Here is a 26577-nt window from a genome sequence, read left to right as displayed (position 1 = left end):
ACTGTGCCCGAAGTCGTGTTGACAGCGCTGTCAGCAACGCATTCAATGCCGCCGAATCCGCGCTGAACGTCAGTAGTCGGCGCTCATAGAAACGTCAGAAACAACATTCCGGGATGTCCGGGGAGGGAGCACCATGAAGCACCTGCAGTCCGTTCCACAGAAGCGGCTCTTGACGTCCGCACTGCTGCTGGCACTCGCGCATCCGGCCATGGCCCAGGTCGCGCAGCAGGACACCGAGCGCAACGAGCAGACGGTCGACCCGGCGCAGGGCGCCCAGGTCCAGACCTCGGCCTCGCCCACCACGCTCGACGCGATCACCGTCACCGGTATCCGCGGCAGCCTCACCTCGTCGATGAACCTCAAGCGCGATGCGCAGGGCATCGTCGACGGCATCGTCGCCGAGGACATCGGCAAGTTTCCCGACACCAATCTTGCCGAGAGCCTGCAGCGCATCAGCGGCGTGTCGATCGACCGCTCGCTCGGCGAAGGCTCCAAGGTCACCGTCCGCGGCGTCGGCCCCGACTTCAACCTGGTGCTGTTGAACGGCCGCCAGATGCCGGCCTCCAACCTCGGCGGCGGCGGCGCCGAGGTGTCGGCTTCGCGCGCGTTCGATTTCGCCAACCTCGCCTCGGAGGCGATCTCCGAGATCCAGGTGTACAAGAGCGCCCGCGCCAGCACGCCGGCCGGCGGTATCGGCGCCACGCTCAACATCCTCACCGCGCGGCCGCTCGACAACCCGGGCCTGCACGCCAACGTCGGCGTCAAGGCGGTGCACGACACCTCCTACGACAACGTGCCCGAGTCGATCGAAGGCGATTCGGTGACCCCCGAGATCTCCGGCATCTTCAGCAACACCTATGCCGACGGGAAGTTCGGCGTGTCGCTGACCGGCAGCTACCAGGAACGCGACTTCGGCTTCAGCCAGGCCTCGGTGGCCAATGGCTGGGCCAAGTTCCAGGGCCCGTTCCCGACCGAGGGCAGCGAGGTCACGAACCCGCCCGAGGCCGGCGACATCTACTCGCGTCCGCAGAACACCGGCTACAGCGTCAACAGCGTGCAGCGCCAGCGCACCAACGGCCAGCTGACCCTGCAGTACGCCCCAACCGAGCGCGTCACCACCACGCTCGACTACACCTACGCCGAGAACAAGATCCAGCAGCAGCGCAGCGAACTGTCGGTCTGGTTCAACTGGGGCCCGGGCGAGACTGCATGGACGGATGGCCCGGTCGCCGCTCCGAACTACTACTCCGAATACATTCCCTCCGCCACCGGCGACGTCGCCATGGGCGGCGCCCAGATCGCTACCGTGAACGAGCTCGATTCGCTCGGCTTCAACGTCGAGTGGGAGGTCACCGACTCGCTGGACCTCGAGTTCGACTACCACGACTCCACGGCCGAGTCGCGCCCGGACAGCCCGTACGGTTCGGCGGGCGTACTGAGCGCGGCGGCGTTCGTCCGCGGCAACACCGGCGTCGACTACAGCGGCGATCTGCCGATCGTGAACTACGACCTCCCGTCCGGCGTCAGCGAGCTGTCGCCGTCGCAGGCGCTGGTCACCGGCTCGGTGTTCCACAACACCTATACCCGCTCGGACATCGAGCAGAGCCAGCTCAAGGGCCGCTTCGAGTTCGGCGACTATTCGGGCCTCGACTTCGGCGTAGCGTTCACCGAGGTCGATAACCGCACTGCGCACGGCTATATGCAGCGCGACACCTGGGGCGGCGTCGGCACCCCGGACGACTACGACGATTCGATCTGGACGATCGACGACATGTCGCAGTACTTCGATGCGTTCTCCGGCCACGACGATCCGAACTTCAGCAGCCGCTTCCTGGTCTTCGACTTCGACGCCCTGCGCGATCGCGCTGTCGAGCTGACCGGGCGCGACGACTGGTACCGCGCGCCGGACACGTTTACCGAGGATCTGCGTACCAACGAGAAGTCGCGCAGCGCGTTCCTGCAGTACACGACGACCTTCGACTGGCAGATGCCGCTGCACGTCGCCGCCGGCATGCGCTACGAACAGACCGACGTCACCTCGTCGGCACTCGTTCCGACCGCCACCGGCATCGAATGGGGTTCGGCCAACGAGCTGAACGTGGTCTACGGGGATGCGTCGTTCACCGAACTCGAGGGCGACTACGACTACTGGCTTCCGAACCTCGACCTCAGCCTCGACATCACCGACCAGCTCGTCCTACGCGGTAGCGCCGGGCGCACCATCGGCCGCCCCGGCTGGCGCGACATCCAGGGTGGCCAGACCCTGGCCCAGATCGTCCGCGTCGACGGCGGCGACGGTAGCCAGGGCAATCCCGGCCTCGAGCCGCTGCTGTCGGACAACTACGACCTGTCGCTGGAGTGGTACTACGGCGAAGGCAGCTACGTGTCGGTCGGCTACTTCCGCAAGAACATCGACAACTATGTCGGGGTCACGCAGATCCAGGACACGCCGTTCAACCTGAACACCCCGGTCGGCGGCGACTACTGGAACGCAGCGCTGGCGTCCGGCTGCCTCGAGTCCGACCGGGTCTGCATCCGCAACTACATCCTCCGGAATTTCGACGGCCAGCCTGGCGTCGACTACACCGGCGACAACGCCAACGGCGAGGCCACCGGCATCATCACGGGCCAGCCCGGCGACCCGATCGCGAACTTCGACATCACCGTCCCCGCCAACCAGCAGTCCGCCTCGCTCGACGGCTGGGAGTTCAACGTCCAGCACGTGTTCGGCGACAGCGGCTTCGGCCTGTCGGCGAACTACACCATCGTCGACTCCGGCCTGGTCTACGACAACGAGGACATCGGCGAGCAGTTCGCGCTGGAGGGCCTGAGCGATTCGGCCAACCTGGTCGGCTTCTACGACAAGGGGCCGTGGCAGGTGCGCCTGGCCTACAACTGGCGCGACGAATTCCTCTCCGGCCGCTTCGACGGCCAGGGCCCGAACCCGGCGTACACCGAGGAATACGGCCAGCTCGACGCCAACGTCAGCTACCAGTTCAACGACCGTCTCACCCTGGCGCTCGAAGGCATCAACCTGACCGACGAGACGATCCGCGTGCACGGGCGTCACGAGAACCAGGTGCTGTGGGCCACGCAGAACGGCCCGCGCTACATGGTCGGCCTGCGCTACAAGTTCTTCTGATGCATCGTGGCAGACGCCGTGCGGCCTTGCGGTCGCGCGGCGGGAGCGGCCGCCGGATCCGCGGCGGCCGTATCCTTGCGGGTCGCGTCCATGCGCAGGTGGTCTCGCCCGCCCGCGCATCGACGCACCCTGCGATCCTCCGCCAGGCATCGAGATGACCCGACCCGCCCTGCTCAACAACGTCGACCACAGGAATCTGCGGATCGACACCGCCCGCAGCGCCGCGCTGGGCGACGCGGTGATGTCCGCGCCGACCTACCCGGCCGAGTTCCGGAACGTGCAGGCGCACTACCCCATCGTCTTCCGCAGGACGCCGCAGGCCTTCGAGCCGGTGGCGCTGTTCGGCCTGCGCCAGGGCGAGAACGTGTTCCTCGACGGCACGCGCTGGGATGCGACCTACGTCCCGCTCGCGATCGAACGCCAGCCGTTCCTGATCGGCGTCGGCGATGGCGGCGCGCCGATGATGCACATCGACCTCGACAGTCCCCGCGTCGGCGGCGACCACGGCGAGGCGCTGTTCCGCGAGCACGGCGGCAGCACCGACTTCCTCGAACGCATGCAGTCGGTCCTGCTGGCCCTGCACGAAGGCCTCGCGGCCAACGCCGCCTTCGTCGACGCCCTGCAGCGCCACGAGCTGCTCGAGTCCTGCGTGCTCGACGCCCAGCTCGACGACGGCACCGAACTCCGCCTCGCCGGCTTCCACGCCATCGCCGAGGAGCGCCTGCGCGAGCTGGCCCCGGAGGCGCTCGTCGAACTGCACCGCACGGGGCACCTGCAGCCGATCTACATGGCCGTCGCGTCGGTGTCGCGCTTCCGCGACCTGATCGACCGCACCAACCGTCGCCATGCTGCCCGGCGCTGAACCCATCCGCGAACTCGCGCATGCCGGTCCGGATGCGCTGTCCGACGACCTGCTGCGTTCGGCCGAGCCGGTCGTCCTGCGCGGACTGGTCGCGCACTGGCCGATGGCGCGGGCCGGCGGCGAGTCGGCCGAGGCCGCGGTCGCCTACCTGCAGCGTTTCGCGCGGCCCGGCGCCGCCCCCGTGGTCGCGACCGTGGGCCCGCCGACGATCGACGGCCGCTTCGGCTACAACACCGACCTCAGCGCGTTCAACTTCCGCCAGGAAAAGGTGCCGCTGCCGGTGGCGCTGAAGACCCTGCTCAAGTACCTCGACGAGGCCGCGCCGCCGGCCATCTATGTCGGCTCGACCACCATCGACACCTGGTTGCCCGGCTTCCGTGGCGAGAACGACCTCGACCTCGGCGGCCGCGACCCGCTCGCCAGCATCTGGATCGGCAACCGCACGCGGATCTCGGCGCACCAGGACGTGCCGGACAACCTCGCCTGCGTGGTCGCCGGACGGCGTCGGGTGACCCTGTTCCCGCCGGACCAGCTCGCGAATCTCTACGTCGGGCCGTTGGACTTCACCCCCGCAGGGCAGCCGATCAGCCTGGTGGATTTCGCCGCGCCCGACCTCGAGCGCTTCCCGCGGTTCGCCGAGGCCATGCGCCACGCGCGGACCGCCGAGCTCGGTCCCGGCGACGCGGTGCTGATCCCCAGCATGTGGTGGCACCACATGGAGGCACTGGCGGGCTTCAACGTGCTGGTCAACTACTGGTGGCGGCAGGCGCCGGCGTGGATGGACACGCCGATGAACGCACTGATGCTGGCGATCATGAGCGTGCGCGACCTCCCGCCCGAGCAGCGCGCGACATGGCAGGAGGTGTTCCGCCACTACGTGTTCGAGCCCGGCGAGGCGATGGCCGACCACATCCCCGGCCCCGCGCGCCGCGCGCTGGCCACCCCGATGGACGAGACCCGCGCCCGCGAGCTGCGCGCGCGTCTCCTGCAGCGACTCAACCGCTGAGGACGCGGACGTGGAACAGACCCCGATCAGGCGGATCGTGATCGCCGGCGGCGGGACCGCCGGCTGGATGACGGCGGCGGCGCTGGCGCGGACGCTCGGCAAGATCCTCGACATCACCCTGGTCGAGTCCGAGGAGATCGGCACGGTCGGCGTGGGCGAATCGACCATCCCGACCATCGTCACCTACCACCGCCTGCTCGAGATCAACGAGCAGGCCTTCATGGCCGCCACCAACGCGACCTTCAAGCTCGGCATCAGCTTCGAGAACTGGCGCGACGTCGGCGAGGACTACATCCACTCCTTCGGCGTCACCGGCAAGGACCACTGGACCGCCGGCTTCCAGCACTTCTGGCTGAAAGGCCGCGAGCGCGGCCTGGCGACCGAGTTCGGCGACTACTGCCTGGAACTCCGCGCCGCGCAGGAGAACCGGTTCGCGCACCTGCCCAAGCAGGGCATGAACTACGCCTTCCACATCGACGCCAGCGTCTATGCGAGGTTCCTGCGCGACTTCTCCGAGCGCTACGGCGTCAGGCGCGTGGAGGGCCGCATCGCCGAGGTGCGGGCCGACCGCGACGCAGGCCGCATCCGCTCGCTCAGGCTCGCCTCCGGCGACGAGATCGAAGGCGACCTCTTCATCGACTGCACCGGCTTCCGCGCGCTGCTGATCGGGCAGGCGCTCGGCGTCGGCGTGGAGGACTGGTCGCACTGGCTGCACTGCGACAGCGCGGTGGCAGTGCAGACCGAGGCGGTCGGCCCGGCGGTGCCCTACACCCGGGTCGTGGCGCACGGCGCCGGCTGGCGCTGGCGCATCCCGCTGCAGCACCGCATCGGCAACGGCATCGTGTTCGGCAGCCGCTTCATGGACGACGACACCGCCACGCGCACGCTGCTCGAGCAGATCGAGGGCAGCCCGCTCGCCGAGCCGCGCCTGATCCGCTTCAAGCCCTGCCAGCGCCACCAGGCCTGGTCCGGCAACTGCGTCGCGATCGGCCTGTCCAGCGGCTTCCTGGAGCCGCTCGAATCCACCAGCATCCACCTGATCCAGCGCGGCATCCTGCGCCTGCTGCAGATGTTCCCGGGCAACGGCATCAGCCCGGCCGACGTCGCCGAGTACAACCGCCAGGTGGCGGGCGAGGTCGAGCACATCCGCGACTTCCTGATCCTGCACTACCACGTGACCCGCCGTGCCGACACGCCGTTCTGGCGTACCTGCCGCGAGATGGAGATCCCGGCGTCGCTGCGCCACCGCATCGATCTCTTCCGCGAGACCGGCCGTGTCTTCCGCGCACCGGGCGAACTCTTCACCGAGAGTTCGTGGACGCAGGTGATGCTCGGCCAGGGCCTGGTGCCGGAGCAGCGCCACCCGGTCGCCGACCTGATGGGCGACCAGGAGCTCGGCGGCTTCCTCAACGGCATCCGTGCCGGGATCGAACGCACCCTCGCCCAGCTTCCGCCGCACCAGACCTACGTCGAGCAGTACTGCGCCGCCGCGCGCCCGACGCCGTAGCACGCGGTGCCGCGCGGCCTGGAGCCGCACGGCATCGGACACCCACCGTCGACCTTCCCCGGTCGACACGCCAACCCTGGAGATGCATGTGAACCCCGTGCGCCCCACCCTGCTCCACGCCAGCCTGATCGCCGCCCTCGCCCTCGGCGCCTCCGCCGTCCACGCCCGGCAGGACGGAGCCCCGCTGAAGGACTGGCCGCGCATCCAGAGCGCCGTCGCCACCGACGCGGACATCGAGAAGGAGGTCGCCCGCATCCTCGCCGGGATGACGCTCGAGCAGAAGGTCGGGCAGATGACCCAGCCGGAGATCAAGTCGATCACCCCGGAGGAGGTCCGCCGCCACCACATCGGCTCGGTGCTCAACGGCGGCGGTTCGTGGCCCGGGATGGAGAAGCGCGCTTCCGTGCAGGACTGGGTGGAACTGGCCGACGCCTACTACGAGGCGTCGATGTCGACCGACGCGAAGACGCCGGTGCCGATCATCTGGGGCACCGACGCGATGCACGGCCACAGCAACGTGTTCGGCGCGACGCTGTTCCCGCACAACATCGGCCTGGGCGCCGCGCACGATCCGGCGCTGATCCGCGAGATCGCCCGCGCCACCGCGCACGCCACGCGTGCGACCGGCATCACCTGGGTGTTCGCGCCCACCGTCGCCGTCGCCCAGGATCCGCGCTGGGGCCGCACCTACGAGAGCTACTCGGCCAGCGGGGAACTGGTGCACGACTACGCCGTCGCCGCCGTCCAGGGCCTGCAGGACACGCTCGGCAGCGAGGGCAGCGTGGTCGCCACCGCCAAGCATTTCATCGGCGACGGTGCCACCGACCAGGGCCGCGACCAGGGCAACGCGCTGGTGTCGAAGGCCGAGATGATCAACGTCCACGGCCAGGGCTACTTCGGCGCGCTCGAGGCTGGTGCGCAGACGGTGATGGCGTCCTTCAGCAGCTGGCACGACGAGGAAGGCGGCGTCGACTACGGCAAGATGCACGGCGCCGGGCCGCTGCTCACCGGCGCGCTCAAGGAGAAGATGGGCTTCGACGGTTTCGTGGTCTCCGACTGGAACGGCATCGGCCAGCTCCCCGGCTGCACCGACTCGAGCTGCGCGCAGGCGATCAACGCGGGCATCGACATGGTGATGGTGCCCGATGCCTGGAAGGCCTTCATCGACAACACCGTGCGCCAGGTGCGCAGCGGCGAGATTCCCGAAGCGCGCATCGACGATGCGGTCAGCCGCATCCTGCGCGTCAAGCTGCGCGCCGGGTTGTTCGAGCACAAGCCCTCCGACAGCCGCTACGCCGGCGACGAGGAGGCCCTGCGCCATCCCGAACTCGCCCGCCGCGCGGTGCGCGAGTCGCTGGTGCTGATGAAGAACGCCGACGCCGCCCTGCCGCTGAAGGCGGGCCAGCGCGTGCTGGTGGTCGGCAAGAGCGCCGACAGCCTCTCCAACATGGCCGGCGGCTGGTCGCTGACCTGGCAGGGCACCGACAACACCAACGACGACTATCCGCACGGCACCAGCCTGCTCGATGCCCTGCGCAAGCGCCTGGGCCCCGACCACGTGGTCTTCAGCGAGACCGGCAAGGACGTCGAGGCGCGGGAGTTCGACGCAGTCGTGGCGGTGATCGGCGAGACCCCCTATGCCGAGGGCATCGGCGACATCATGTCGTCGGACACGCTGACCCACAGCCAGCGCCATCCCGAGGACCTCGCCGTGCTCGAGGCCGCCGCGGCCACCGGAAAGCCGGTCGTCACCGTGTTCCTGTCCGGCCGGCCGCTCTACACCAACGACCTGATCAACCTCTCCGATGCCTTCGTCGCCGCGTGGCTGCCGGGTACCGAGGGCGAAGGTGTGACCGATGTGCTGTTCGCCAGCGCCGGCGGCGCGCTCGACGCCAGCGGCCGGGTCGCCGCACCGATGGCCGCGGGCGATGCGTCGCTCGACTTCCGCGGCCGCCTGACCTTCCCCTGGCCCGGCACCCCGTGCTGGAAGCCGGGCGAGCAGGCGCAGTTCGCGCCGGGCTACGGCCTGAGCTACGCGCAGCCGGCCCGCCTCGGCGAGCTGCCGGTGTCGGATGTCGAGGCCTGCGGCGAAGCCACCGCGCTGCCGATCTTCCGCGGCTCCGACGCTCCGACCTTCACCATGCACCTGGCCGCGGGCAGCGAGATGCGCGCGCTGGGCAACGACCTCAACGCCACCGTGCGCTGGCCGGAGGCCGAGCCCGCCGTCGAGGTCCGCACCGTGCAGGTCAACGTGCAGCAGGACGCCAAGGAGGTCACCTGGCTGAAGCCGGCCCGCGTGTTCTCGCGCAGCGCCTCGCGCGACAACCTCAATGCCATGGCGGCCTCCGACGCCGCGCTGCAGTTCGACATGAAGCTGGTGCACGCCCCGGAGTCCGAAGTGATCCTGGCGATGGAATGCGGCCAGGACTGCGCCGCTGGCATCGATCTCGCCCCCGCGATCGCCGACATGCAGGCCGGGCAGAAGCGCACGGTCACGGTGCCGCTGTCGTGCTTCGCCGAGCGCGGACTCAAGCTCGACAGCGTCAACGTGCCCTTCAGCGTCGAGGCCGATGCACCGTTCGCCGCCGCCTTCACCGACATCCGCATCGCGGTCGACGCCGCGAACGAGTCCGGCGCGATCGACTGCGGGACGCTGGCGCAGTGACGGCACGCGCGCGCCGGGTCGCAGCGGGCGGGGCGCTGGCGTTCGCGTCGATGCTCCTCGCGGCCGTCCCGGCACGTGCCGACGGCTTCGCCTGGCCCGGCGGCGCCAGGGCCGCCGTCAGCCTCGCCTACGACGACGCCCTGCCCTCGCAGCTCGACCATGCCATCCCGGCGCTCGACCGCGCCGGGCTTCGCGCCAGCTTCTATCTCACCCTCGCCAGCGACACCGTCGCCACGCGCCTGCCCGAATGGCGCGCCGCCGCCGCGCGCGGCCATGAGCTCGGCAACCACACGCTCTTCCACCAGTGCTCGGCCAGCGCGCCGGAGCGCGACTGGGTGACGCCCGACGTCGACCTCGACCGCATCACCATCGCGCAGATGGCGGCGCAGGTGCGGCTCGCCAACGTGATGCTGCACGCGATCGACGGCCGCGATGCACGCACCCTCACCGTGCCCTGCGGCGACGCCGTCGCCGCCGATGGCAGCTACCTGCCCCAGGTGCGCGCGGAATTCGTCGCCATCAAGTACGGCCGCGGCGCGGTCGCGCCGGACATGGACTCGCTCGATCCCTGGGCGGTCACCATCGAGGCGCCGGTGGGCGCGAGCGGCGCCGACCTGATCGCCCTGGTCGACGCCGCCGTCGCCCGCGGCACCATGCTCAACCTGACCTTCCACGGCATCGGCGGCGACCATCTCGGCGTGTCGACCGAGGCCCACGAGCAGCTCCTCGCCCACCTCGCCGCCCATCGCGACAGCATCTGGACCGACACCTTCCTCGCGATCATGCGCCACGTCAGGACCGAACAGGCCGCGCCCGCGCCCTAGGCGGCCCGCCCTGTCCCCTGGCCGGAAGTCGGAATGAGGGCGGGCGCAACGCGCGCGGACGTGTCGGACCGGCACCGGCTCCCCGGCTGACGGCAGGACGCCGGCATGTCGGGCATCCCCCGATAGGCAGCCCGCACCACGATGTGGCACATCTCTCCGTCTGCCATGGACGGATGCCACTTTGGGGGCGTGGATGGCCACCTTCATTCCAGGACGGAACACCTGCCTGCCGCGCATGACCGCGGGCGAGCGCCGGTTCGCGCTGCGGCTCGAGGAGAAGCTCGAGGACGACTACCTCGTCTGGTACGACCTGCCGGTCGGGCCCAGGCGCCGGCAGCCGGACTTCGTGCTCCTGCATCCCAACCGCGGCCTGCTGGTGCTCGAGGTCAAGGACTGGAAGCTCGAGACCCTGCACCACATCGACAGGGCCTCCGCGCGCATCGCCACCGAGCGCGGCCTGGTCAGCGTCGCCAACCCGCTCGCCCAGGCCCGCGCCTATGCGCTCGAACTGAAGACGGCGCTCGAGCGCGACCCCGCCCTGCGCCACCTCTCCGACCACCGCCACGCCGGCAAGCTGATGGTGCCGATCGGCCACGGCGTGGTGCTGACCCACATCACCCGCGCCCAGTTCGATGCCCATGGGCTCGAGCACGTGCTTCCGCCCGACTGCGTCGTCTGCCGCGACGAGATGCTCGAATCCACCGACGCCGAGGAGTTCCAGGAGCGCCTGTGGACGATGTTCGACGCCTACTTCTGGCAGGCGCTGACGCTCCCGCAGATCGACCGCATCCGCTGGCACCTGTTCCCGGAGATCCGGGTGACATCGCCGGTGCAGGACGACATCTTCGGTAGCGACCAGTCCGGCAACGACGCGATCGGGGTGCCCGACCTGGTCCGTGTCATGGACCTGCAGCAGGAACAGCTCGCGCGCTCGCTCGGCGACGGCCATCGCGTCATCCATGGCGTCGCCGGCAGCGGCAAGACCATGATCCTCGGCTACCGTTGCCTGCACCTCGCCCAGGCGAGCCAGCGGCCGATCCTGGTGCTCTGCTACAACCGCACGCTCGCCGCGCGCCTGGCCCAGCTCATCGATGCCCGCGGCCTGCAGGCCAAGGTCAGCGTGCGCACCTTCCACGCCTGGTGCGGCGACATGCTGCGCACCTACGCCGTGCGCGGCCCGGCGCGGCCGGCGAAGCCGGACGGGGCCTTCTTCGCCGCCCAGGTGCAGGCCGTGATCGACGGCGTCGACGCCGGCGCCATCCCGCCCGGCCAGTACGGCGCGGTGCTGGTCGACGAAGGCCACGACTTCGAGCCCGAATGGCTGCAGCTGGTCGCCCGCATGGTGGACCCGGCGACCAACTCGCTGCTGCTGCTCTACGACGACGCCCAGTCCATCTACGCCGCGCCGAAGCGGAAGAAGTTCACCTTCGCCAGCGTCGGCATCCAGGCCCAGGGGCGCACCACCATCCTGCGGCTCAACTACCGCAACACGCAGGAGATCCTGGCGCTGGCCAAGGCCTTCGCCGGCGACGCCCTGGCCGGCACCGAGGGCGACGAGGACTCGCCGCACGTCGTCCCGCCCGAGAGCGCCGGCCGCCGCGGCCCGCCGCCCGAGGTGATCGAGTGCGCCTCGCCGCGCCATGAGGCCCAGCTCGTCGCCCAGCGCATCGCCGACGCCCTGGCGTCCGGCCAGCATCCGAACGACATCGCCGTGCTCTACCGCAACCACTGGACCCATGGCGTACTGGTGGAGACCGAACTGACCCGGCTGGGCGTGCCCTGGCGCAGCGCCAGCACTCCGCGCGGCAAGAGCACCCTCTTCGACGGCCCGCCCGCCGTGAAGCTGGTGACCCTGCATTCCAGCAAAGGCCTGGAGTTCGACTCCGTGTTCCTGCTGGGCCTGGGCGACCCGCCCCGCGAGCCCACCGACGCCACGACCGAGGCGCGGCTGGTCTATGTCGGGATGACGCGCGCGATGGGGAGGCTGGTGGTGACGCGCACCAACGGCGGAGCGGCTGCCCCGGCGGGCACGAACTCCGCGACCGCGCCGGGATGCAGGCGGCGTGCGACCGAGGGATCCATGGAGGGGATGGCATGAGCGCGCCATCCCGTACGGATTCGAGGGCCTCTCGCCTGCCGCACAGGTGGGTTGTGGTGGGCATCTGCCTCCACTTGATCGCGTTGATCACCTCCCTCGGCGCCTTGGCGCTCGCACCTCGCGCGCCCTCCCCGATCCTGCTGTCGGTCGGCGGGCTCCTGGGCTCGTGGAATCGCATGCATGGCGGTCGCCGTGCTTTCAGCGTTCTGACTTCGGTGCCGCGCGAGATGACGAGCGCCGCCTACTCCGCCTCGCGCATCCACTCACGACGCTACACAATCCGGTCCGTTGCGATGCGCGGATCGGCCGGGCGTGGCCCTCACCGATGCACGCTCCCCATCGTCGCATCCGGGTAGCGATTGCCGGAGGCCGCCTGCGGCGGGAACACGGCGTCGATACGCGACAGCTCCTCGGGCGTCAGCGCGAGCTCGAGGGCGGCGAGGTTCTCCTCCAGATAGGCGATGCGCTTGGTGCCGGGAATCGGGACCAGGTCCTGGCCCTGCGCCAGCACCCAGGCCAGGGCGAGCTGGCCGGGCGTGCAGCCGCGTGCCTGCGCAAGCTCGCGGACCTGCTCGACCAGGGCGAGATTGCGGCCGAAGTTGGCGCCCTGGAAGCGGGGGCTGTTGCGGCGGTAGTCGTCCGGCTCGAAGTCGTCGGGCGTGCGGATCGCGCCGGTGAGGAAGCCGCGCCCGAGCGGCGAGTACGGCACGAAGCCGATGCCGAGCTCGCGCACGGTGGCGAGCACGCCGTTGTCCTCCGGGTCGCGCGACCACAGCGAGTACTCGGTCTGCACCGCGGTCAGCGCATGCACCGCGTGCGCGCGGCGGATGGTCTCCGGCGCCGCCTCCGAGAGGCCGATATGGCGCACCTTGCCCGCCTCCACCAGGCGCGCCATCGCACCGACCGTGTCCTCGATCGGCACGTTCGGGTCGACGCGATGCTGGTAGTAGAGATCGATGTGCGCCACGCCCAGGCGGCGCAGGCTCGCCTCGCAGGCGGCGACGACATACTCGGGTCGGCCGTCGATGCCGCGCACGGACGGATCGGAGGGATCCATGCGGATGCCGAACTTCGTCGCGAGGAACACACGGTCGCGGCGATCGGCGATGGCCTTCCCCACGAGCACCTCGTTGGTGTGCGGGCCGTACATGTCCGCGGTGTCGAGCAGGCTGACGCCGCGCTCGAGCGCGCGATGGATCACCGCGATCGACGCGGCATCTTCGCCGCGCCCGCCGTAGAAGGCGCTCATGCCCATGCAGCCGAGGCCGAGGGCGGAGACGGCGGGGCCGTTGCGGCCGAGAGTGCGGGTCTGCATGGCTGACTCCTTGCGGCGATGGAGGAAGGGAGGACGCCACGCGACGATCTATCCAGGACGCGCCGCCGGCGACCACGGATCATGACTCCGGTGCGGTGACGGCGCGGCCAAGTCGTCCCGCATCATCCCGGCCCCGCTGCGTCCCCATGCACGGCCGCAGCGCCCCCGACCGCGGCGGCGCGGCTGGGCTCCAGGAGCATGTCGGGCGCGGTCGTCCGCGGCCCGGCGTCGCCCGGCAGTACCGCCTCGAATCCGCAGACCCGCGACGAGAGCCGGTGCCGGGGAGGGGGTGGCGGGCCGCGGCGGAAGCTCCAGCCCACCCTGCCTGTGCCGCCACCTCGTGACGCCAGGCTCCGCGGCTGTGATTCCGTCGATGCGACGGCGCCGGAGCAGCGAGGCCGGCGTCCTGCCGCGGGTATCGAGCCGGAGATGGATGACGCCCGGGGGACCAGGGCCGCGATCGCGGTCGCGGCACCGACGGCGGACACGACCGCGACGAACGAGCACACCGCCTCGCCGGTGCGCTCGCCGGAGCCTCTGGCAGGCGGACGCGGGCGCGCCGGGCTGGGGCGGCCGGGCGCCGTGCCCCGACAGCGTGTCGGGAACGTCCCGACAGGCGACCATCACCTTCGTCACATGGCGCACGGCGACGCGCCGCGCATGCTTTGCGGCTTACGCGGGCGCCGGCGCAGCCCTCGCAGTGATGCGCCAGCCGGTGCCTTCCCCGCACCCCGGGTCCCCTTTCCCCAACGCCCGTGCCCGGCGCCCGCGTCCCCTCCTCCGCCTCTCCAGCCTGCACGGCCCGCGGCATCCGGAGGCGAGCCTGCACGGCGCCATCGCAGTGGACATCGGAAGCTCCAGCGCCGCATCCGCGGCCACTGGAACGGAGACGGCTCGATGGCGCGCAGCGTCCGCACCCAGGACTTTCCGCTGGCCCAGGTCCGGCGCTGGCTCGAGCCGGGTGCGGTGGTGCTGATCTCCTCGCGCTGGCAGGGCCGCGACAACATCATGACCGCCGGTTGGCACACGGTCATGGACTTCACCCCGTCCCTGGTCGGCTGCGTGATCGCCCAGGGCAACCACAGCCACGCAATGATCCGCGACAGCCGCCAGTGCGTGATCAACCTGCCGACCACGGCGCTGACCGAGGCGGTGGTCGGCATCGGCAACAGCACCGGCGCCGAGGTCGACAAGTTCCGGACCTTCGGTCTCACGCCCGCGCCGGCGACCCGGGTCGAGGCGCCGCTGATCGGCGAGTGCCACGCCCAGTTCGAGTGCGTGCTGCACGACGACGCCCTGGTCGCGCGTTACGGCTTCTTCGTGTTCGAGGTGGTCGCGGCGCACGTCGCCGTCTCGCCGCAGCGCCCGGAGACCCTGCACTACCGCGGCGGCGGCGAGTTCATGCTGCCGGGCCGCTACGTGTCGCGGAAGGCGAAGTTCACCAAGGTGTCGTGACAGCGAGGGATCGGCGATGCTCGAAGGCGGTTGCTACTGCGGCGCGGTGCGCTACGCGACAGAGGACGAGCCGCGCAATCCGACCGTCTGCCACTGCACGGACTGCCGCCGCGTTGCCGGTGCGGCCTCGGTGGCCTGGTTCAGCGTGCGGCGCTCGGCCCTGCGGTGGACGGCGGCGGAACCTGCGAGCTTCCGCTCCAGTCCGGCAGTCGAGCGGACGTTCTGCGGGACCTGCGGCACCTGCCTGACCTGGTGGGGCCGCGACGAGGCGGCGTGGATCGACATCACCATCGCCAGCCTCGACGACCCGGACCGCGTGCCGCCGCAGGATCACACCTTCGTCGGGGAGCGCACCGACTGGGACGTCATCGGCGACGGCCTGCCCCGCTTCGAGCGCACGCGGCACGGTTAGGGCGTGTGCGGCGGACGCCGACCGGTACGGCAGAGGTCCGCCGGCTGCCGCGCGCGCCAGGGCGGGGCGGGCGCGTGCCGGCGGCGGCGCGGGCCGCGGTCCTAGCGCACGTAGCTGGCGCCGTTGATGTCGAGCACCGCGCCGGTCATCGAGGGCGGGGCCGCGAGCGCGGCGAAGGCGGCGACCTCGGCGACCTCGGTCGGATCGGCGACGCGCCCGAGCGGGATGTCGGCCAGCAGCCTGTCGCCGCCGCGGCTGGCCATGTAGTCGTCGGCCATGCCGGTCATGGTGAAGCCCGGGCAGATCGCGAACGCCAGCACGCCCTGCGCGGCATGTCCGCGCGCGATGGTCTTGGTCATCGCCACCATGCCCGCCTTGGAGGCCGCATAGTGCCAGTGGGCGGGGCTGTCGCCGCGATGGGCGGCGCGACTGGCGACGTTGACGATGCGGCCTCCGCCCTGCCCCGCGAACTGCCGCACCGCGTGTCGGCAGAGTTCGGCACTGGCGCTGAGGTTGACCTGCAGCGTGCGCGCCCAGCGCGCCGACCATTCTGCATCGGGCAGGTCGATCGGCGCGGCCTCGAAGATGCCGGCGTTGTTGATCAGCACGTCCACCCGGCCCCCGAGCCGTTCGTTGGCGTTCGCCCACAGCCGTGCCGGCGTGGCCGGGTCGGCGAGGTCGCCGTCGGCACTTCCGGTGGCGACAAGGCGCACGTCCTCGCGCTGCAGGCGCCTGGCGATGGCCGCGCCGATGCCGCGCGTGCCGCCGGTCAGGAGGATGTGGATGGGCATGGCCGCTCCCGGGGTCGAGAAGCCCCGCATTAGAGCGGTGTCCGGCGGATGCGGGCAACGCCCCGGTGGCGTCGCTTCAGCCGACATGCTCCTCGCGGAACACGCGGCGCACCACCTTCCCGATCGTCAGACCCTGGGCCAGGATCGAGAACACCACCACCATGTAGGTCAGCGCGACCACGATGTCGCGCTCCGGGCCGGCCGGCAGCGACAGCGCGAGCGCCACCGAGATGCCGCCGCGCAGGCCGCCCCAGGTGAGGATGCGCCACGACCCCCTGGGCAGGCGGAAGCGCTCGCCGAGCAGGCGGATCGGCAGGCCGACGGTCGCAAGCCGCGCGGTCAGCGTCAGCGCGATCACCGCCAGCCCGGTCAGCAGCAGTTCGCCGGAGAAGGCGATGAGGATCACCTCCAGCCCGATCAGCACGAACAGCACCGCGTTGAGGATCTCGTCGACCAGCTCCCAGAACATGTCGATGTGGCGACGCGTGGTGTCCGACATCGCCCGCGCCCGTCCCTGATTGCCGACGATCAGCCCCACCACCACCATCGCCAGCGGTCCGGAGACGTGCAGGTGGCTGGCGAGCGCGTAGCCGCCGATCACCGCCGCCAGCGTGATCAGCACCTCCTCCTGGTAGGAATCGATGCGCCTGAGCATCTGGTAGGTGACGAAGCCGATCGCCAGCCCCAGGGCGATACCGCCGCCGGCCTCCTCGAGCAGCAGCAGACCGCCCTCCGCCGCGCCCGGAACGTGACCGCCGGCCACCACCGCCAGCAGCAGCGAGAACACCACCACGCCGACGCCGTCGTTGAACAGCGACTCGCCGGCGATCACCAGCTCCACGCTGTGCGGCGCCCCGGCCGAGCGCAGGATGCCCATGACCGCGATCGGGTCGGTGGGCGAGATCAGCGCGCCGAAGATGAGGCAGTAGGCCAGCGGCAGGCCGATCGAGAACAGCGACAGCACGCTCCACAGCGCGAAGCCGACGACCAGGGTCGAGGCCACCGTGCCGACCACCGCAAGCAGGCCGATCTGCCAGCGGTAGGCACGCAGCTGGCTGAGGTCGATGTGCAGCGCGCCGGCGAACAGCAGCAGCGAGAGCATCCCCTCCATCAGCACGTCGGAGAAGTCGATCTCGCGCAGCAGCGACTCCTCGTAGCTGCGCAGCATGCCGAAGCCCAGCGCGTCCAGGCCGATCGCCAGCAGCGACAGCACCAGGGCGATGCCCATCACCCCGATCACCGACGGCAGCCCGACGAAGCGCCGGTTGAGGTAGGCCACGACCGCAGTGATGCAGAGGAAGACGGCGGCGAGGTCGAGCATCGGCGGTTCTCCAGCGGGCGGCGCGCACGGGACACGCATTGTGGCCCAGCATCGGGGCGCGTCGGCTATGCTTCGGACCCTGCCGCGTCGCCGGCGCCGCATCGTCACGGTCCAGGCCTTGAGACTCGGACGACTCCAGATCCGCCTGCTCCCGCGCGACGCCGGACGCGCACCGGGCGAGCCGCATGCCGCCCGCCTCGCCTTCCGCTGCAACGTCTGCGGACAGACGCAGGAACAGCCGGTCGCCGCCCTCGAGCGCGAGCGCCCCTCCTGTGCAGGATGCGGCTCCAACGTGCGCTTCCGCTCGCTGGTCGCTGCGCTCTCGGAGCGCCTGTTCGGGCGCAGCGTCGCGGCGGTCGACTTCCCGCAGCGCAAGGACCTCGCCGGCATCGGCATGACCGACTGGTCCGGCTACCGCGACATCCTCGGGCTGAAGTTCGACTACCGCAGCACCTACCTGCACAAGCCGCCCCGGCTCGACATCCTCGCTCCCGCCGAAGCCGACCTCGGCGCCCACGACTTCCTGTTGTCCAGCGACGTGTTCGAACACGTGCTCGCGCCGGTGCAGCGCGCCTTCGACAATGCCTGGCGCCTGCTGAAGCCCGGCGGCGTGTTCGTGATGACCGTGCCCTACTGCGTCGGCGCGCCGACGCGCGAGCATTTCGGGGAGATGACGTCGTTCGCCATCGAGGATGGGCCGGAGGGTCGCGTGCTTCGGGCCGCCTACGCCGATGGCGGCACGCGCAACTTCTCCGACCTGGTCTTCCACGGCGGCGACGGCACCACCCTGGAGATGCGCGTGTTCGGCCTGGCCGATCTCATCGGCCATTTCGAGCGCGCGGGCTTCGACGACATCCGTGTCCACGACGCACCCGACTACGACCACGGCATCCTCCACCACGGCGCGCCCTGCGTGCCGATCTCCGCCCGCCGACCCTGACCGGCCCTTCCCGTCCGCGGCGCCAGCGGCCGCGCATGCGGCACCGGACGTGATCGACCCGCGCGGATGAGGCAGACTTGCCGCCCGTTCCCACCGGGCACCGCCGCAGCGGGCCGGTCGATCCACCGGCATCGCCCGCGGGAGCGCGAATCGCTGGAGGGGTCATTCCGATGCACGAGCGCGATGCCGGCGCCGATCAGCTGCCGAGCGAGGCCTACCGATTCCTGGTCGACGCGGTCGCAGACTATGCGATCTACATGCTCGATCCCGGCGGCCGGGTGATCAGCTGGAACACCGGAGCCGAGCGCATCAAGGGCTACGCCCGCGACGAGATCCTCGGCCAGCACTTCTCCCGCTTCTTCACCGAGCCTGACCGGGCCGCGGGGCGGCCGCAGCAGGCGATCGAGGCGGCCCTCGGCAGCGGCCACCATCACGACGAGGGCTGGCGCCTGCGCAAGGACGGCTCCCGGTTCTGGGCGCTGACGGTGCTCGAGGTCGTCCACGACGACGACGGCAGGCTCGTCGGGCTGGCCAAGATCACCCGCGACATGTCGCAGCAGCGCGCGCTGCAGCAGGCGCTGGTCGACAGCGAGCGGGCGTTCCGCCTGCTGGTCGAAGGCGTCACCGACTACGCGATCTACATGCTGGACCCGCACGGCCGCATCAACAGCTGGAACACCGGCGCCGAGCGCATCAAGGGCTACGTCGGCGACGAGGTGATCGGCGCGCACTTCTCCATGTTCTACACCCCCGAGGATCGCGACGCCGGGCATCCGCAGCGCAACCTGCGCCTGGCCCTGGAGCAGGGCCGCTACGAGGCCGAAGGGTGGCGCGTGCGCAAGGACGGCAGGCGCTTCTGGGCCAACGTCGTCATCGACCCGATCCGCGCGCCGGGCGGTGGCCACGTCGGCTTCGCCAAGGTCACCCGCGACATCACCGAGCGCCGCGAAGCCCAGCAGCGCCTGGACGAGGTGCGCGAACAGCTGCAGCAGGCGCAGAAGCTCGAGGCGATCGGCCAGCTCACCGGCGGCGTCGCGCACGACTTCAACAACCTGCTGACCATCATCCGCGGCGCCGCCGACCTCGCCGGCCGCTTCGACTGCGACGAGCGCGTGCGCCGGCAGATCGACGTCATCGCCAGCGCCGCCGAACAGGGCGCGGCGATCACCCGCCAGCTGCTGTCCTTCGCCCGCCGGCAGCCCCTGCACACCGCGCCGGTCTCGCCCGCCGAGCTGGTGCGGCGCATCCTGCCCCTGCTGCGCCAGCCCCTGCGCCGCGGGATCACGCTCGGCAGCGAGATCGCGGACGACCTGCCCGAGATCGAGATCGACGCCCACCAGCTCGAGCTGGCCCTGCTCAACCTCGTCATCAACGCCCGCGACGCGATCCGCGGCGACGGCGAGGTGCGCATCGACGTCCGCCGCCTCCGACTGGACGGCGGGTTCGATGGCCTCGTCGGCGAGTTCATCGCCTTCGCGGTGCGCGACACCGGCAGCGGCATCCCTCCGGAGCTGCGTGCGCGCGTGTTCGAGCCGTTCTTCACCACCAAGCAGTTCGGCAAGGGCACGGGGCTGGGCCTCAGCCAGGCCTACGGCTTCGCCAGGCAGTCCGGCGGCACCGTGCGCATCGACTCCGAGCCGGGCGCCGGCACCACGGTGGCCATCCTGCTGCCCGCGGTGCCGCCGCGGGACCGCGGCCGCGACCCGGCGCCGGCACCTCCGGCATCTCCGGCGCGCCACGTGCTGCTGGTCGAGGACGACACCGACCTCGCCGCGATCGCCGCCGCCATGCTCGAGATGATGGGCTTCGAGGTGACCACCGCGCACGGCGCCGACGAGGCGCAGCGCGCGATGGCGGCGATGCCGCGGATCGACCTGCTGTTCTCCGACATCGTGATGCCGGGCGGCATGAACGGCATCGAGCTCGCCAACCACGCGCGCCGCCGCCTGCCCGAGCTGCCGATCCTGCTCACCTCCGGCTTCAGCACGATGCGCGACGACGGGCCCGCGCACTACCCGATCCTGGACAAGCCCTACACCTACGAGCGCCTGGAGCGGGCGCTGCGCGACGCGGTGGGCACCGCCGTCGACTGAGCGGCACCGGACGGTCCCGCGCGGATGCCGGTCCGCGTCTGCCGCTGCCAGCGCGGCGAGGCAGTACCGCCGGGGCCGTGCGCGCGCCGGCATCGACGCGCGCCGGGGTTGGAGCTGCATGCCGGGCCGCATGCGCGGGAGTCGGTGCGGCCGCGGAGCGGGCTACGCCGCGACCTCGACGAGCGGCCGCGCGACGGCGCACGTGAGGCGTCGCGACGCGACGCGCATGGCCCCACCCTCCGACGCGCGGCGTGCCGCGCCCGCGACATCGGGCCGGGCAGGCTGTCGCCATGACCGCCACGAGCGCATCGACCGACGGCCAGCGCCGCCGCGGCCGCCTGGTGGAATGGAGCGGCGAGCGCGGCACCGGCTTCATCCGCTGCGAGGGCGGTGACCAGCGGCTCTTCGTGCACATCCGCGCCTTCCCGCGCGGCGCTCGTCCGCAGGTCGGCGACGCGCTGGATTTCGCGATCGCCATGGGCGAGCACGGGCCCCATGCCGTCGCGGTCCGCTTCGCCACTCCGGCGGCGTGCGGCGCGCGACCGCGACCGGCGCCGGGTGGACGGCGGCACTCGCGCCCGCGGCGTCGGTACGTTGCGGCAGTGGTGGCCCTGCTGCTTGCCCTGCTGGGCTTCGCGCTGTGGCGCTGCCTGCAGCCGCCGCCCGCGGCGGCATCGCCGGAAGCCGCCTCGGCGCTTCAGCCGCAGCGCGCACCGACGTTCGCCGCTCCCGGGTTCCGGCGGAGGCAGGATGCGTTGCGGCCGCATGCGCTCCTGCGCGGAAGCGCGGCTCCGTCCCGTGCACGTCCAGGATGGCCGGCGCGCCGGAGTCGGCGACGGCATTCCCTGCGGGATGCCGCACCACGGTCGAGCCGACGCACGATGCGCCGGGGGTGACCCCAGGGCGCGGCTGCGGTAGCTTCCATTCGCGCCGCACGACACCGCGCCGCCGGCCTGGGGAGGCCGGCACGGCACGGGCGCTGCGCCGACCGGCCGCCGTCGCGGCCGCGCGGGAGGGACCGCACCGTATCAATCGCCCGGCTCCGGCCGGCGCCACGCCGAGGGGAACCACGTCATGACTGCCGCTTTCGCTTCCACATCCGCCCGTGCCGCCCTGCGCACGACGTTCGCCGCCTGCGTCGCCGCCGGCATGCTCGCCGCCTGCTCCAGCGGTCCGGAACCGCGCGCCGAGGTGGCCGCGCCGGCACCGCAGGTCGCCGCACCGCCGGCCGAGCCCCGCATCCTGCAGCTCGCGGCGAACCCGCGCGGCGAACTGCTGCGCGACGGCGCCCCGCTCGTGGCCGACGACCTGCGCCGCCAGGCCCGCTCCGAGGAACGGGATTTCGACAGGATCGAGATCCAGCTGCCGGAGTCCACCTCGATCGCGACCGTCGTCAGCGTCTGCTCGCAGATCGAGGGCATGGCCGTCGACACCTCGCTGTATGCGATGCGCGACGGGCGCCGCGCCCCCGTCGACTGCGGGCGCTGACGGCCTCGACTGCATCCGGTGCGCCTGCATCCGGGCGCGCCGGATGCAGGGCGTCCACCGCGCCTGCACCCTGGCGATGACAGGGTCGTGCTCCCTCCGGGAGCGCGTCATGGCCACCACACCCAGCATCGACAGCTGCATTGCCGCGTGCACCGCGTGCCAGCGCATCTGCATCGAGACCGTCGGGCACTGCCTCGCACGGGGCGGCGCGTACGCCGAACCGAAGCACGTGAACCTGCTGCTGGCCTGCGCCGACATCTGCGCGACCAGCGCCAACACCATGCTGCGCGACGTCGAGCTGCACACCGCGACCTGCGCCGCCTGCGCGCAGCTCTGCGGCGCCTGCGCCTCGGCCTGCGAGGGGATGGACGACGACGAGGCGATGCCGCGCTGCGCCGAAGCCTGCCGTCGCTGCGAGAGCGAATGCGCCGCGATGAGCGGCGAGTGATCCCGCTCCGGATCGACCCGGCACCGCCGGCTGTCATCGTCGGGCTGCGCCGCGCGCGACCTCGACCGCGTTGACCGATCCGCCTCGAGCGGGTTCAATCGCCGCCGCCTGCCGCTCGGACGACGCGGATCGGCAGGAGGGCATGCAGGAAGGGAGGCGTCCCGACGACGTCCCTGCTGCCATCGGTCCGTCGCAGCCAGCTGCCATGACACGACCCGATCGCCTCGCTCCGCCACCCGGCGGAGCGTCCGCGCGCGCGTCCTGCGGCATCCGGACGGGCACACACCCATCGCGTCCAAGCCAACGACAAGAAGGAAATCGAATGAACTGGTACGTCTCCGTCCTCAAGCAGTACGCGACCTTCTCCGGGCGCGCGCGGCGCACGGAATACTGGATGTACACCCTGATCAACCTGCTGATCCTGTTCGGGCTCATGGTGGTCGACGCGCTCATCGGCACCTCCGGCGGCATCGGCGTGCTGTCGCTGATCTACTCGCTCGCGGTGATGCTGCCGGGGATCGCGGTCACCGTGCGCCGCCTGCACGACACCGGCCGCAGCGGCTGGTGGGTCCTCATCGCCCTGGTGCCGGTGGCCGGCATCGTGCTGCTGGTCTTCATGTGCCTCGAGGGCGAGGCCGGCAGCAACGACTACGGCGTCGATCCGAAGCTCGCCGCGGCCTGATCGCGCAGCGCGCTCCACGGCCGTGGCATCGCCCGATGCCACGGCCGTTCTCGTTCCGGGTGCGCCTTTGCCCCGCCGTCGCGCGCGCACCGCCACGCTGGCCGCCCGCTCCCACGGCACCGCGACATGCAGCGCGACATCCGCACCAGCGCCCGCGGGCGCGACTACGAGATCCGTCTCCACCTGCCCCAGGCCGCCGCGCCCGAGGCCGGCTTCGCCGCGATCTGGCTGCTCGACGCCAACACCGACTGGGCCGCGATGCAGCAGGCGCTGCGCGAGGACGGCGCTGCCGATGTCGCGATCGTCGGCGTCGGCTGGCCGGTCGAGGGCAAGGACCAGGACCTGCGGCGGCGCGACTTCACCCTGCCCGCCCGCCATGCGCCGCCGGCGCCCCACGGCGGCGGCGAGTGGCACGTCGACGGCGACTGCGATGCCTTCCTCGCCTTCCTGGTCGACGAGCTGCGGCCCGCGCTCCTGCGCGCGCATCCGCTCGACCCCGCGCGCCAGGTGCTGCTCGGCCACTCGCTGGGCGGGCTGTTCGCGTTGCACACGCTGATGCGCAGGCCGCGCGCCTTCGCGGGGGTGGTCGCGGCCAGCCCTTCGATCTGGTGGGACCAGGCGGCGATCCTGGACGCGGCGGAGGCGCACGACTGGAGCCGGGCGCAGGCGACGCGCCTCGCCCTGCTGGTCGGCGCCGAGGAACAGACGGCGGGCCCGGAGAAACCGCCGGAGATCGAGGGCGAGGCGCGGGCGGCCACGCTGGGCATGCGGCACATGGTCGACAACGCGGCCGCGCTCGCCGCCCTGCTCCAGGCGCGCGGGATCGCGCCCGGTTTCGGGGTGCTCGAAGGCGAGACCCACGCTTCGGTCGTGGTGCCGGCGGCGCAGGCCGCGCTCGCCATGGCGCGGGCGCTGCCGGTCGACGGCATCTGAGACGCTGCCTATCGCATCGGCCGCCTGCGATTCACCGAAAGGCGGCGTGCCGACACCGCGCCTTGATCTCCCCCTCCCTAGCGTCGGACGGACCCTTCCGACCGCCCAGGACGCGACGCGACATGGCCACCTCGAAGAAGACCTCAGCCAAGACCACCTCAGCCAAGGCCTCCGCCCGCAACACCGACAGCGCGCCCGCCAGCCCGCCGCCGGGCGGCCTCGACGACCTCGCCGCCCGCCAGGCCGCCGACACCCAGACCACCTCGGCCGGCATCCCGCACAACGCCAACAAGAAGGCCGAGCACGGGCTCGCCAACGCCAAGGCGCCGCCCGAGGGCCAGCACGTCGAGCCGCCCTCCGACCTGCCGACCGCGAGCTCGCTGAGCGAGGGCAACGTCTCGCCCAAGACCGGTCCGGCGGTCGCGGCCGGCGTCAACCGCACGGTGGAACCGCTGGACCGGGTGCGGGTGAACTCCGATGGCGAACGCCTCACCACCAACCAGGGCGTGCCGGTCGCCGACAACCAGAACTCGCTCAAGGCCGGGCTGCGCGGCCCGGCGCTGCTGAAGGATTTCATCCTCCGCGAGAAGATCACCCACTTCGACCACGAGCGCATCCCGGAGCGCATCGTGCACGCGCGCGGTTCCGGCGCGCACGGCTACTTCGAGGCCTACGAGTCGCTGGCCGACATCACCCGCGCCGCGCCGTTCCAGGAGAAGGGCAAGATCACCCCGGTGTTCGTGCGCTTCTCCACCGTCGCCGGCGAGCGCGGCTCCAAGGACACCGCCCGCGACGTGCGCGGCTTCGCGGTCAAGTTCTACACCGACGAGGGCAACTGGGACCTGGTCGGCAACAACATTCCGGTGTTCTTCATCCAGGACGCGATGAAGTTCCCCGACCTGATCCACTCGGTGAAGCCCGAGCCGCACCACGCGATGCCGCAGGCCGCCTCCGCGCACGACACCTTCTGGGACTTCGCCTCGCTGATGCCGGAGATCGCGCACATGCTGATGTGGGTGATGTCCGACCGCGCCATTCCGCGCAGCTACCGCACGATGCAGGGCTTCGGCGTGCACACCTTCCGCTTCGTCAACGCCGCGGGCGAATCGTGCTTCGTCAAGTTCCACTGGAACCCGAAGCTCGGCACGCACTCGCTGGTGTGGGACGAGGCGGTCAAGATCGCCGGCGCCGACCCCGACTACAACCGCCGCGACCTGTGGGAGGCGATCGAGGCCGGCGAGTATCCCGAGTGGGAGCTCTGCGTGCAGACCTTCACCGAGGCCGACGCCGACAGGTGGAGCTTCGACGTGCTGGATGCGACCAAGCTCGTGCCCGAGGAGCTAGTGCCGCTGCGCCCGGTCGGGCGGATGGTGCTCAACCGCAACCCCGACAACTTCTTCGCCGAGACCGAGCAGGTCGCCTTCTGCGCGGCGCACGTCGTGCCCGGCATCGACTTCACCAACGATCCGCTGCTGGCCGGGCGCATCCATTCCTACGTCGACACCCAGATCTCGCGCCTGGGCGGGCCGAACTTCCACGAGATCCCGATCAACGCGCCGGTCGCGCCGGTGCACAACAACCAGCGCGACGGCATGCACCGGCAGGCGATCAACCGCGGCCGCGTCGCCTACGAGCCCAATTCGCTGGGCGGCGGCTGCCCGTTCCAGGCGGGCAAGGCCGGCTTCGTCTCCTTTCCCGAGCCGGTGCAGCAGGACGAGGTGCGCGGCAAGCCGGAGAAGTTCGCCGAGCACTACAACCAGGCGACCCTGTTCTACGACAGCCAGACGCCGGCGGAGCAGAACCACATCATCGCCGCCTTCCGCTTCGAGCTCAGCAAGGTGACGGTGCCGGCCATCCGCGAGCGCATGCTGTCGATGCTGCGCAACGTGTCCGAAGCGCTCGCGCAGGGCGTGGCCGAGGGCCTGGGCATGCGGCTCCCCGAGCCGATGCCGCGCGCGCTCGACAACCCGCCGCAGCCGGAGGTCGCGACGTCGCCGGCGCTGTCGCTGATGTTCCGCCCCGGCGAGGGCGGCATCCGCACGCGCAAGATCGCGATCCTCGTCGCCAACGGCATCGCCGGCGCGCCGATCGCCGACCTGCAGGCGACCCTGCTCGCGCAGGGTGCGATCCCGCGCCTGATGGCCGCCCGCATCGGCCCGGTCGAGACCAGCGACGGCACGCCGCTCGAGGCGGACGTCTCCACCGAGAACGAGCCGGGCGTGCTGTTCGACGCCCTGGTCCTGCCGGACGGCGACGCCGTGGTGCAGGCGCTCGCTGCGGACGGCCACACCGACGAGCACATCCGCGACCAGTACCGCCACGGCAAGACCCTCCTCGCGCTCGGCGCCTCGGTGCGCCTGCTCGAGCAGGCCGGGGTGCCGAAGGACGGCAGCGATCCGGGTGTGATCGTGCTCGAGGCGGGCGTGAGCGACTGGAGCCGCTTCATCGAGGCGGTGGGGAAGCACCGCCACTTCGAGCGCGAAACCGATCCGCCGCTGGTGTGAGCCCGCTCGCGCCTGGATGCCGATGGCGGCGGCGCCGCGCACGCGGTCGCCGCCGGTCGAGGGCGCGGCACGTGGGCCATCGCCCGTGTCC

General features: G+C 71.4%; 20 protein-coding genes. 17 read left to right on the top strand and 3 right to left on the bottom strand.

All coding sequences use genetic code 11. The features are described from left to right. The first annotated feature begins 133 nt into the window (after positions 1 to 133). The 7 genes from KB893_RS00255 to KB893_RS00225 all read left to right on the top strand — a co-directional run bounded on the left by KB893_RS00255 (position 134) and on the right by KB893_RS00225 (position 12104). Complete coding sequence (locus tag KB893_RS00255; RefSeq protein ID WP_211927944.1) at positions 134 to 3142, top strand: TonB-dependent receptor; 3009 nt, start codon at positions 134 to 136, stop codon at positions 3140 to 3142. 154 nt (positions 3143 to 3296) lie between these two features. After that, positions 3297 to 4004, top strand: coding sequence for a SapC family protein (locus tag KB893_RS00250; protein WP_213173287.1), 708 nt, complete (start codon positions 3297 to 3299; stop codon positions 4002 to 4004). Next, the gene (locus KB893_RS00245; RefSeq protein ID WP_213173286.1) at positions 3988 to 5010 is read left to right on the top strand and encodes a cupin-like domain-containing protein; all 1023 of its coding nucleotides are present in this window, start codon (positions 3988 to 3990) and stop codon (positions 5008 to 5010) included. Before KB893_RS00250 ends, KB893_RS00245 begins: the two co-directional genes overlap by 17 nt. 10 nt (positions 5011 to 5020) lie before the next feature. Beyond that, the gene (locus tag KB893_RS00240; RefSeq protein ID WP_211925158.1) at positions 5021 to 6517 is read left to right on the top strand and encodes a tryptophan halogenase family protein; all 1497 of its coding nucleotides are present in this window, start codon (positions 5021 to 5023) and stop codon (positions 6515 to 6517) included. Between the two features lie 82 nt (positions 6518 to 6599). Beyond that, positions 6600 to 9182 carry a glycoside hydrolase family 3 protein gene (locus KB893_RS00235; protein WP_213173285.1) on the top strand — a complete coding sequence of 861 codons (2583 nt, stop codon included), beginning with the start codon at positions 6600 to 6602 and terminating at the stop codon, positions 9180 to 9182. A 50-nt stretch (positions 9183 to 9232) separates the two neighbouring features. Beyond that, the gene (locus tag KB893_RS00230) at positions 9233 to 10006 is read left to right on the top strand and encodes a polysaccharide deacetylase family protein (protein ID WP_211925156.1); all 774 of its coding nucleotides are present in this window, start codon (positions 9233 to 9235) and stop codon (positions 10004 to 10006) included. A gap of 193 nt (positions 10007 to 10199) precedes the next feature. After that, the gene (locus tag KB893_RS00225; RefSeq protein ID WP_211925155.1) at positions 10200 to 12104 is read left to right on the top strand and encodes a 3'-5' exonuclease; all 1905 of its coding nucleotides are present in this window, start codon (positions 10200 to 10202) and stop codon (positions 12102 to 12104) included. A 319-nt stretch (positions 12105 to 12423) separates the two neighbouring features. Here the strand turns inward: KB893_RS00225 and KB893_RS00220 are convergent, their stop codons facing one another. Next, a complete protein-coding gene (locus tag KB893_RS00220; RefSeq protein WP_211925154.1) occupies positions 12424 to 13419 on the bottom strand; it encodes an aldo/keto reductase in 996 nt (331 codons plus the stop codon). 897 nt (positions 13420 to 14316) lie between these two features. On the opposite strand from KB893_RS00220, the gene KB893_RS00215 reads away from it, so the two are divergent. Together KB893_RS00215 and KB893_RS00210 are read left to right on the top strand one after the other, a co-directional pair. Next, positions 14317 to 14874, top strand: a complete 558-nt coding sequence (locus KB893_RS00215) for a flavin reductase family protein (RefSeq protein ID WP_211925153.1) — start codon at positions 14317 to 14319, stop codon at positions 14872 to 14874. A 16-nt stretch (positions 14875 to 14890) separates the two neighbouring features. Beyond that, positions 14891 to 15286 (top strand): GFA family protein, encoded by a 396-nt coding sequence (locus KB893_RS00210; RefSeq protein ID WP_211925152.1) that lies wholly within the window; start codon positions 14891 to 14893, stop codon positions 15284 to 15286. Positions 15287 to 15387: 101 nt separating this feature from the next. Here the strand turns inward: KB893_RS00210 and KB893_RS00205 are convergent, their stop codons facing one another. Beyond that, the gene (locus KB893_RS00205) at positions 15388 to 16077 is read right to left on the bottom strand and encodes an SDR family NAD(P)-dependent oxidoreductase (protein ID WP_211925151.1); all 690 of its coding nucleotides are present in this window, start codon (positions 16075 to 16077) and stop codon (positions 15388 to 15390) included. Positions 16078 to 16153: 76 nt separating this feature from the next. Further along, positions 16154 to 17398 carry a cation:proton antiporter gene (locus tag KB893_RS00200; RefSeq protein WP_211925150.1) on the bottom strand — a complete coding sequence of 415 codons (1245 nt, stop codon included), beginning with the start codon at positions 17396 to 17398 and terminating at the stop codon, positions 16154 to 16156. 118 nt (positions 17399 to 17516) lie between these two features. Between KB893_RS00200 and KB893_RS00195 the strand changes: the two genes are divergently transcribed. From KB893_RS00195 to KB893_RS00160, 8 genes are all read left to right on the top strand, one after another. Beyond that, positions 17517 to 18338 carry a methyltransferase domain-containing protein gene (locus tag KB893_RS00195; RefSeq protein ID WP_211925149.1) on the top strand — a complete coding sequence of 274 codons (822 nt, stop codon included), beginning with the start codon at positions 17517 to 17519 and terminating at the stop codon, positions 18336 to 18338. 170 nt (positions 18339 to 18508) lie between these two features. Further along, on the top strand, positions 18509 to 20431 hold the full coding sequence (locus tag KB893_RS00190; protein WP_211925148.1) for a hybrid sensor histidine kinase/response regulator: 1923 nt from the start codon (positions 18509 to 18511) through the stop codon (positions 20429 to 20431). 290 nt (positions 20432 to 20721) lie between these two features. Next, on the top strand, positions 20722 to 21327 hold the full coding sequence (locus tag KB893_RS18765; protein ID WP_211925147.1) for a cold shock domain-containing protein: 606 nt from the start codon (positions 20722 to 20724) through the stop codon (positions 21325 to 21327). Positions 21328 to 21505: 178 nt separating this feature from the next. Then, positions 21506 to 21919: a hypothetical protein gene (locus KB893_RS00180; RefSeq protein WP_211925146.1), complete on the top strand. Its 414-nt coding sequence runs from the start codon at positions 21506 to 21508 to the stop codon at positions 21917 to 21919. 109 nt (positions 21920 to 22028) lie between these two features. Further along, on the top strand, positions 22029 to 22367 hold the full coding sequence (locus tag KB893_RS00175; RefSeq protein WP_211925145.1) for a four-helix bundle copper-binding protein: 339 nt from the start codon (positions 22029 to 22031) through the stop codon (positions 22365 to 22367). Between the two features lie 322 nt (positions 22368 to 22689). After that, positions 22690 to 23049 carry a DUF805 domain-containing protein gene (locus tag KB893_RS00170; RefSeq protein WP_211925144.1) on the top strand — a complete coding sequence of 120 codons (360 nt, stop codon included), beginning with the start codon at positions 22690 to 22692 and terminating at the stop codon, positions 23047 to 23049. Between the two features lie 126 nt (positions 23050 to 23175). Continuing rightward, complete coding sequence (locus KB893_RS00165) at positions 23176 to 23982, top strand: alpha/beta hydrolase (RefSeq protein WP_211925143.1); 807 nt, start codon at positions 23176 to 23178, stop codon at positions 23980 to 23982. Positions 23983 to 24104: 122 nt separating this feature from the next. Further along, the gene (locus tag KB893_RS00160) at positions 24105 to 26486 is read left to right on the top strand and encodes a catalase (RefSeq protein ID WP_211925142.1); all 2382 of its coding nucleotides are present in this window, start codon (positions 24105 to 24107) and stop codon (positions 26484 to 26486) included. The last annotated feature ends 91 nt before the right edge of the window (positions 26487 to 26577 follow it).

Origin of the sequence: Coralloluteibacterium stylophorae, assembly GCF_018122625.2 — a bacterium.
GTDB lineage: Bacteria > Pseudomonadota > Gammaproteobacteria > Xanthomonadales > Xanthomonadaceae > Coralloluteibacterium > Coralloluteibacterium stylophorae.
Note: the sequence above shows the minus strand (reverse complement) of the source record. Positions and strands in the feature narration are given on the sequence as shown.

Bases quoted from the DNA above. Each gene is read 5' to 3' on its own strand.
- KB893_RS18765 (WP_211925147.1), top strand. From the start codon at position 20,722: ATGACCGCCACGAGCGCATCGACCGACGGCCAGCGCCGCCGCGGCCGC.
- KB893_RS00230 (WP_211925156.1), top strand. From the start codon at position 9,233: ATGCTCCTCGCGGCCGTCCCGGCACGTGCCGACGGCTTCGCCTGGCCC.
- KB893_RS00205 (WP_211925151.1), bottom strand. From the start codon at position 16,077: ATGCCCATCCACATCCTCCTGACCGGCGGCACGCGCGGCATCGGCGCG.
- KB893_RS00250 (WP_213173287.1), top strand. From the start codon at position 3,297: ATGACCCGACCCGCCCTGCTCAACAACGTCGACCACAGGAATCTGCGG.
- KB893_RS00210 (WP_211925152.1), top strand. From the start codon at position 14,891: ATGCTCGAAGGCGGTTGCTACTGCGGCGCGGTGCGCTACGCGACAGAG.
- KB893_RS00175 (WP_211925145.1), top strand. From the start codon at position 22,029: ATGGCCACCACACCCAGCATCGACAGCTGCATTGCCGCGTGCACCGCG.
- KB893_RS00215 (WP_211925153.1), top strand. From the start codon at position 14,317: ATGGCGCGCAGCGTCCGCACCCAGGACTTTCCGCTGGCCCAGGTCCGG.
- KB893_RS00165 (WP_211925143.1), top strand. From the start codon at position 23,176: ATGCAGCGCGACATCCGCACCAGCGCCCGCGGGCGCGACTACGAGATC.
- KB893_RS00190 (WP_211925148.1), top strand. From the start codon at position 18,509: ATGCACGAGCGCGATGCCGGCGCCGATCAGCTGCCGAGCGAGGCCTAC.
- KB893_RS00245 (WP_213173286.1), top strand. From the start codon at position 3,988: ATGCTGCCCGGCGCTGAACCCATCCGCGAACTCGCGCATGCCGGTCCG.
- KB893_RS00220 (WP_211925154.1), bottom strand. From the start codon at position 13,419: ATGCAGACCCGCACTCTCGGCCGCAACGGCCCCGCCGTCTCCGCCCTC.
- KB893_RS00180 (WP_211925146.1), top strand. From the start codon at position 21,506: ATGACTGCCGCTTTCGCTTCCACATCCGCCCGTGCCGCCCTGCGCACG.
- KB893_RS00200 (WP_211925150.1), bottom strand. From the start codon at position 17,398: ATGCTCGACCTCGCCGCCGTCTTCCTCTGCATCACTGCGGTCGTGGCC.
- KB893_RS00160 (WP_211925142.1), top strand. From the start codon at position 24,105: ATGGCCACCTCGAAGAAGACCTCAGCCAAGACCACCTCAGCCAAGGCC.
- KB893_RS00235 (WP_213173285.1), top strand. From the start codon at position 6,600: ATGCATGTGAACCCCGTGCGCCCCACCCTGCTCCACGCCAGCCTGATC.
- KB893_RS00255 (WP_211927944.1), top strand. From the start codon at position 134: ATGAAGCACCTGCAGTCCGTTCCACAGAAGCGGCTCTTGACGTCCGCA.
- KB893_RS00225 (WP_211925155.1), top strand. From the start codon at position 10,200: ATGGCCACCTTCATTCCAGGACGGAACACCTGCCTGCCGCGCATGACC.
- KB893_RS00170 (WP_211925144.1), top strand. From the start codon at position 22,690: ATGAACTGGTACGTCTCCGTCCTCAAGCAGTACGCGACCTTCTCCGGG.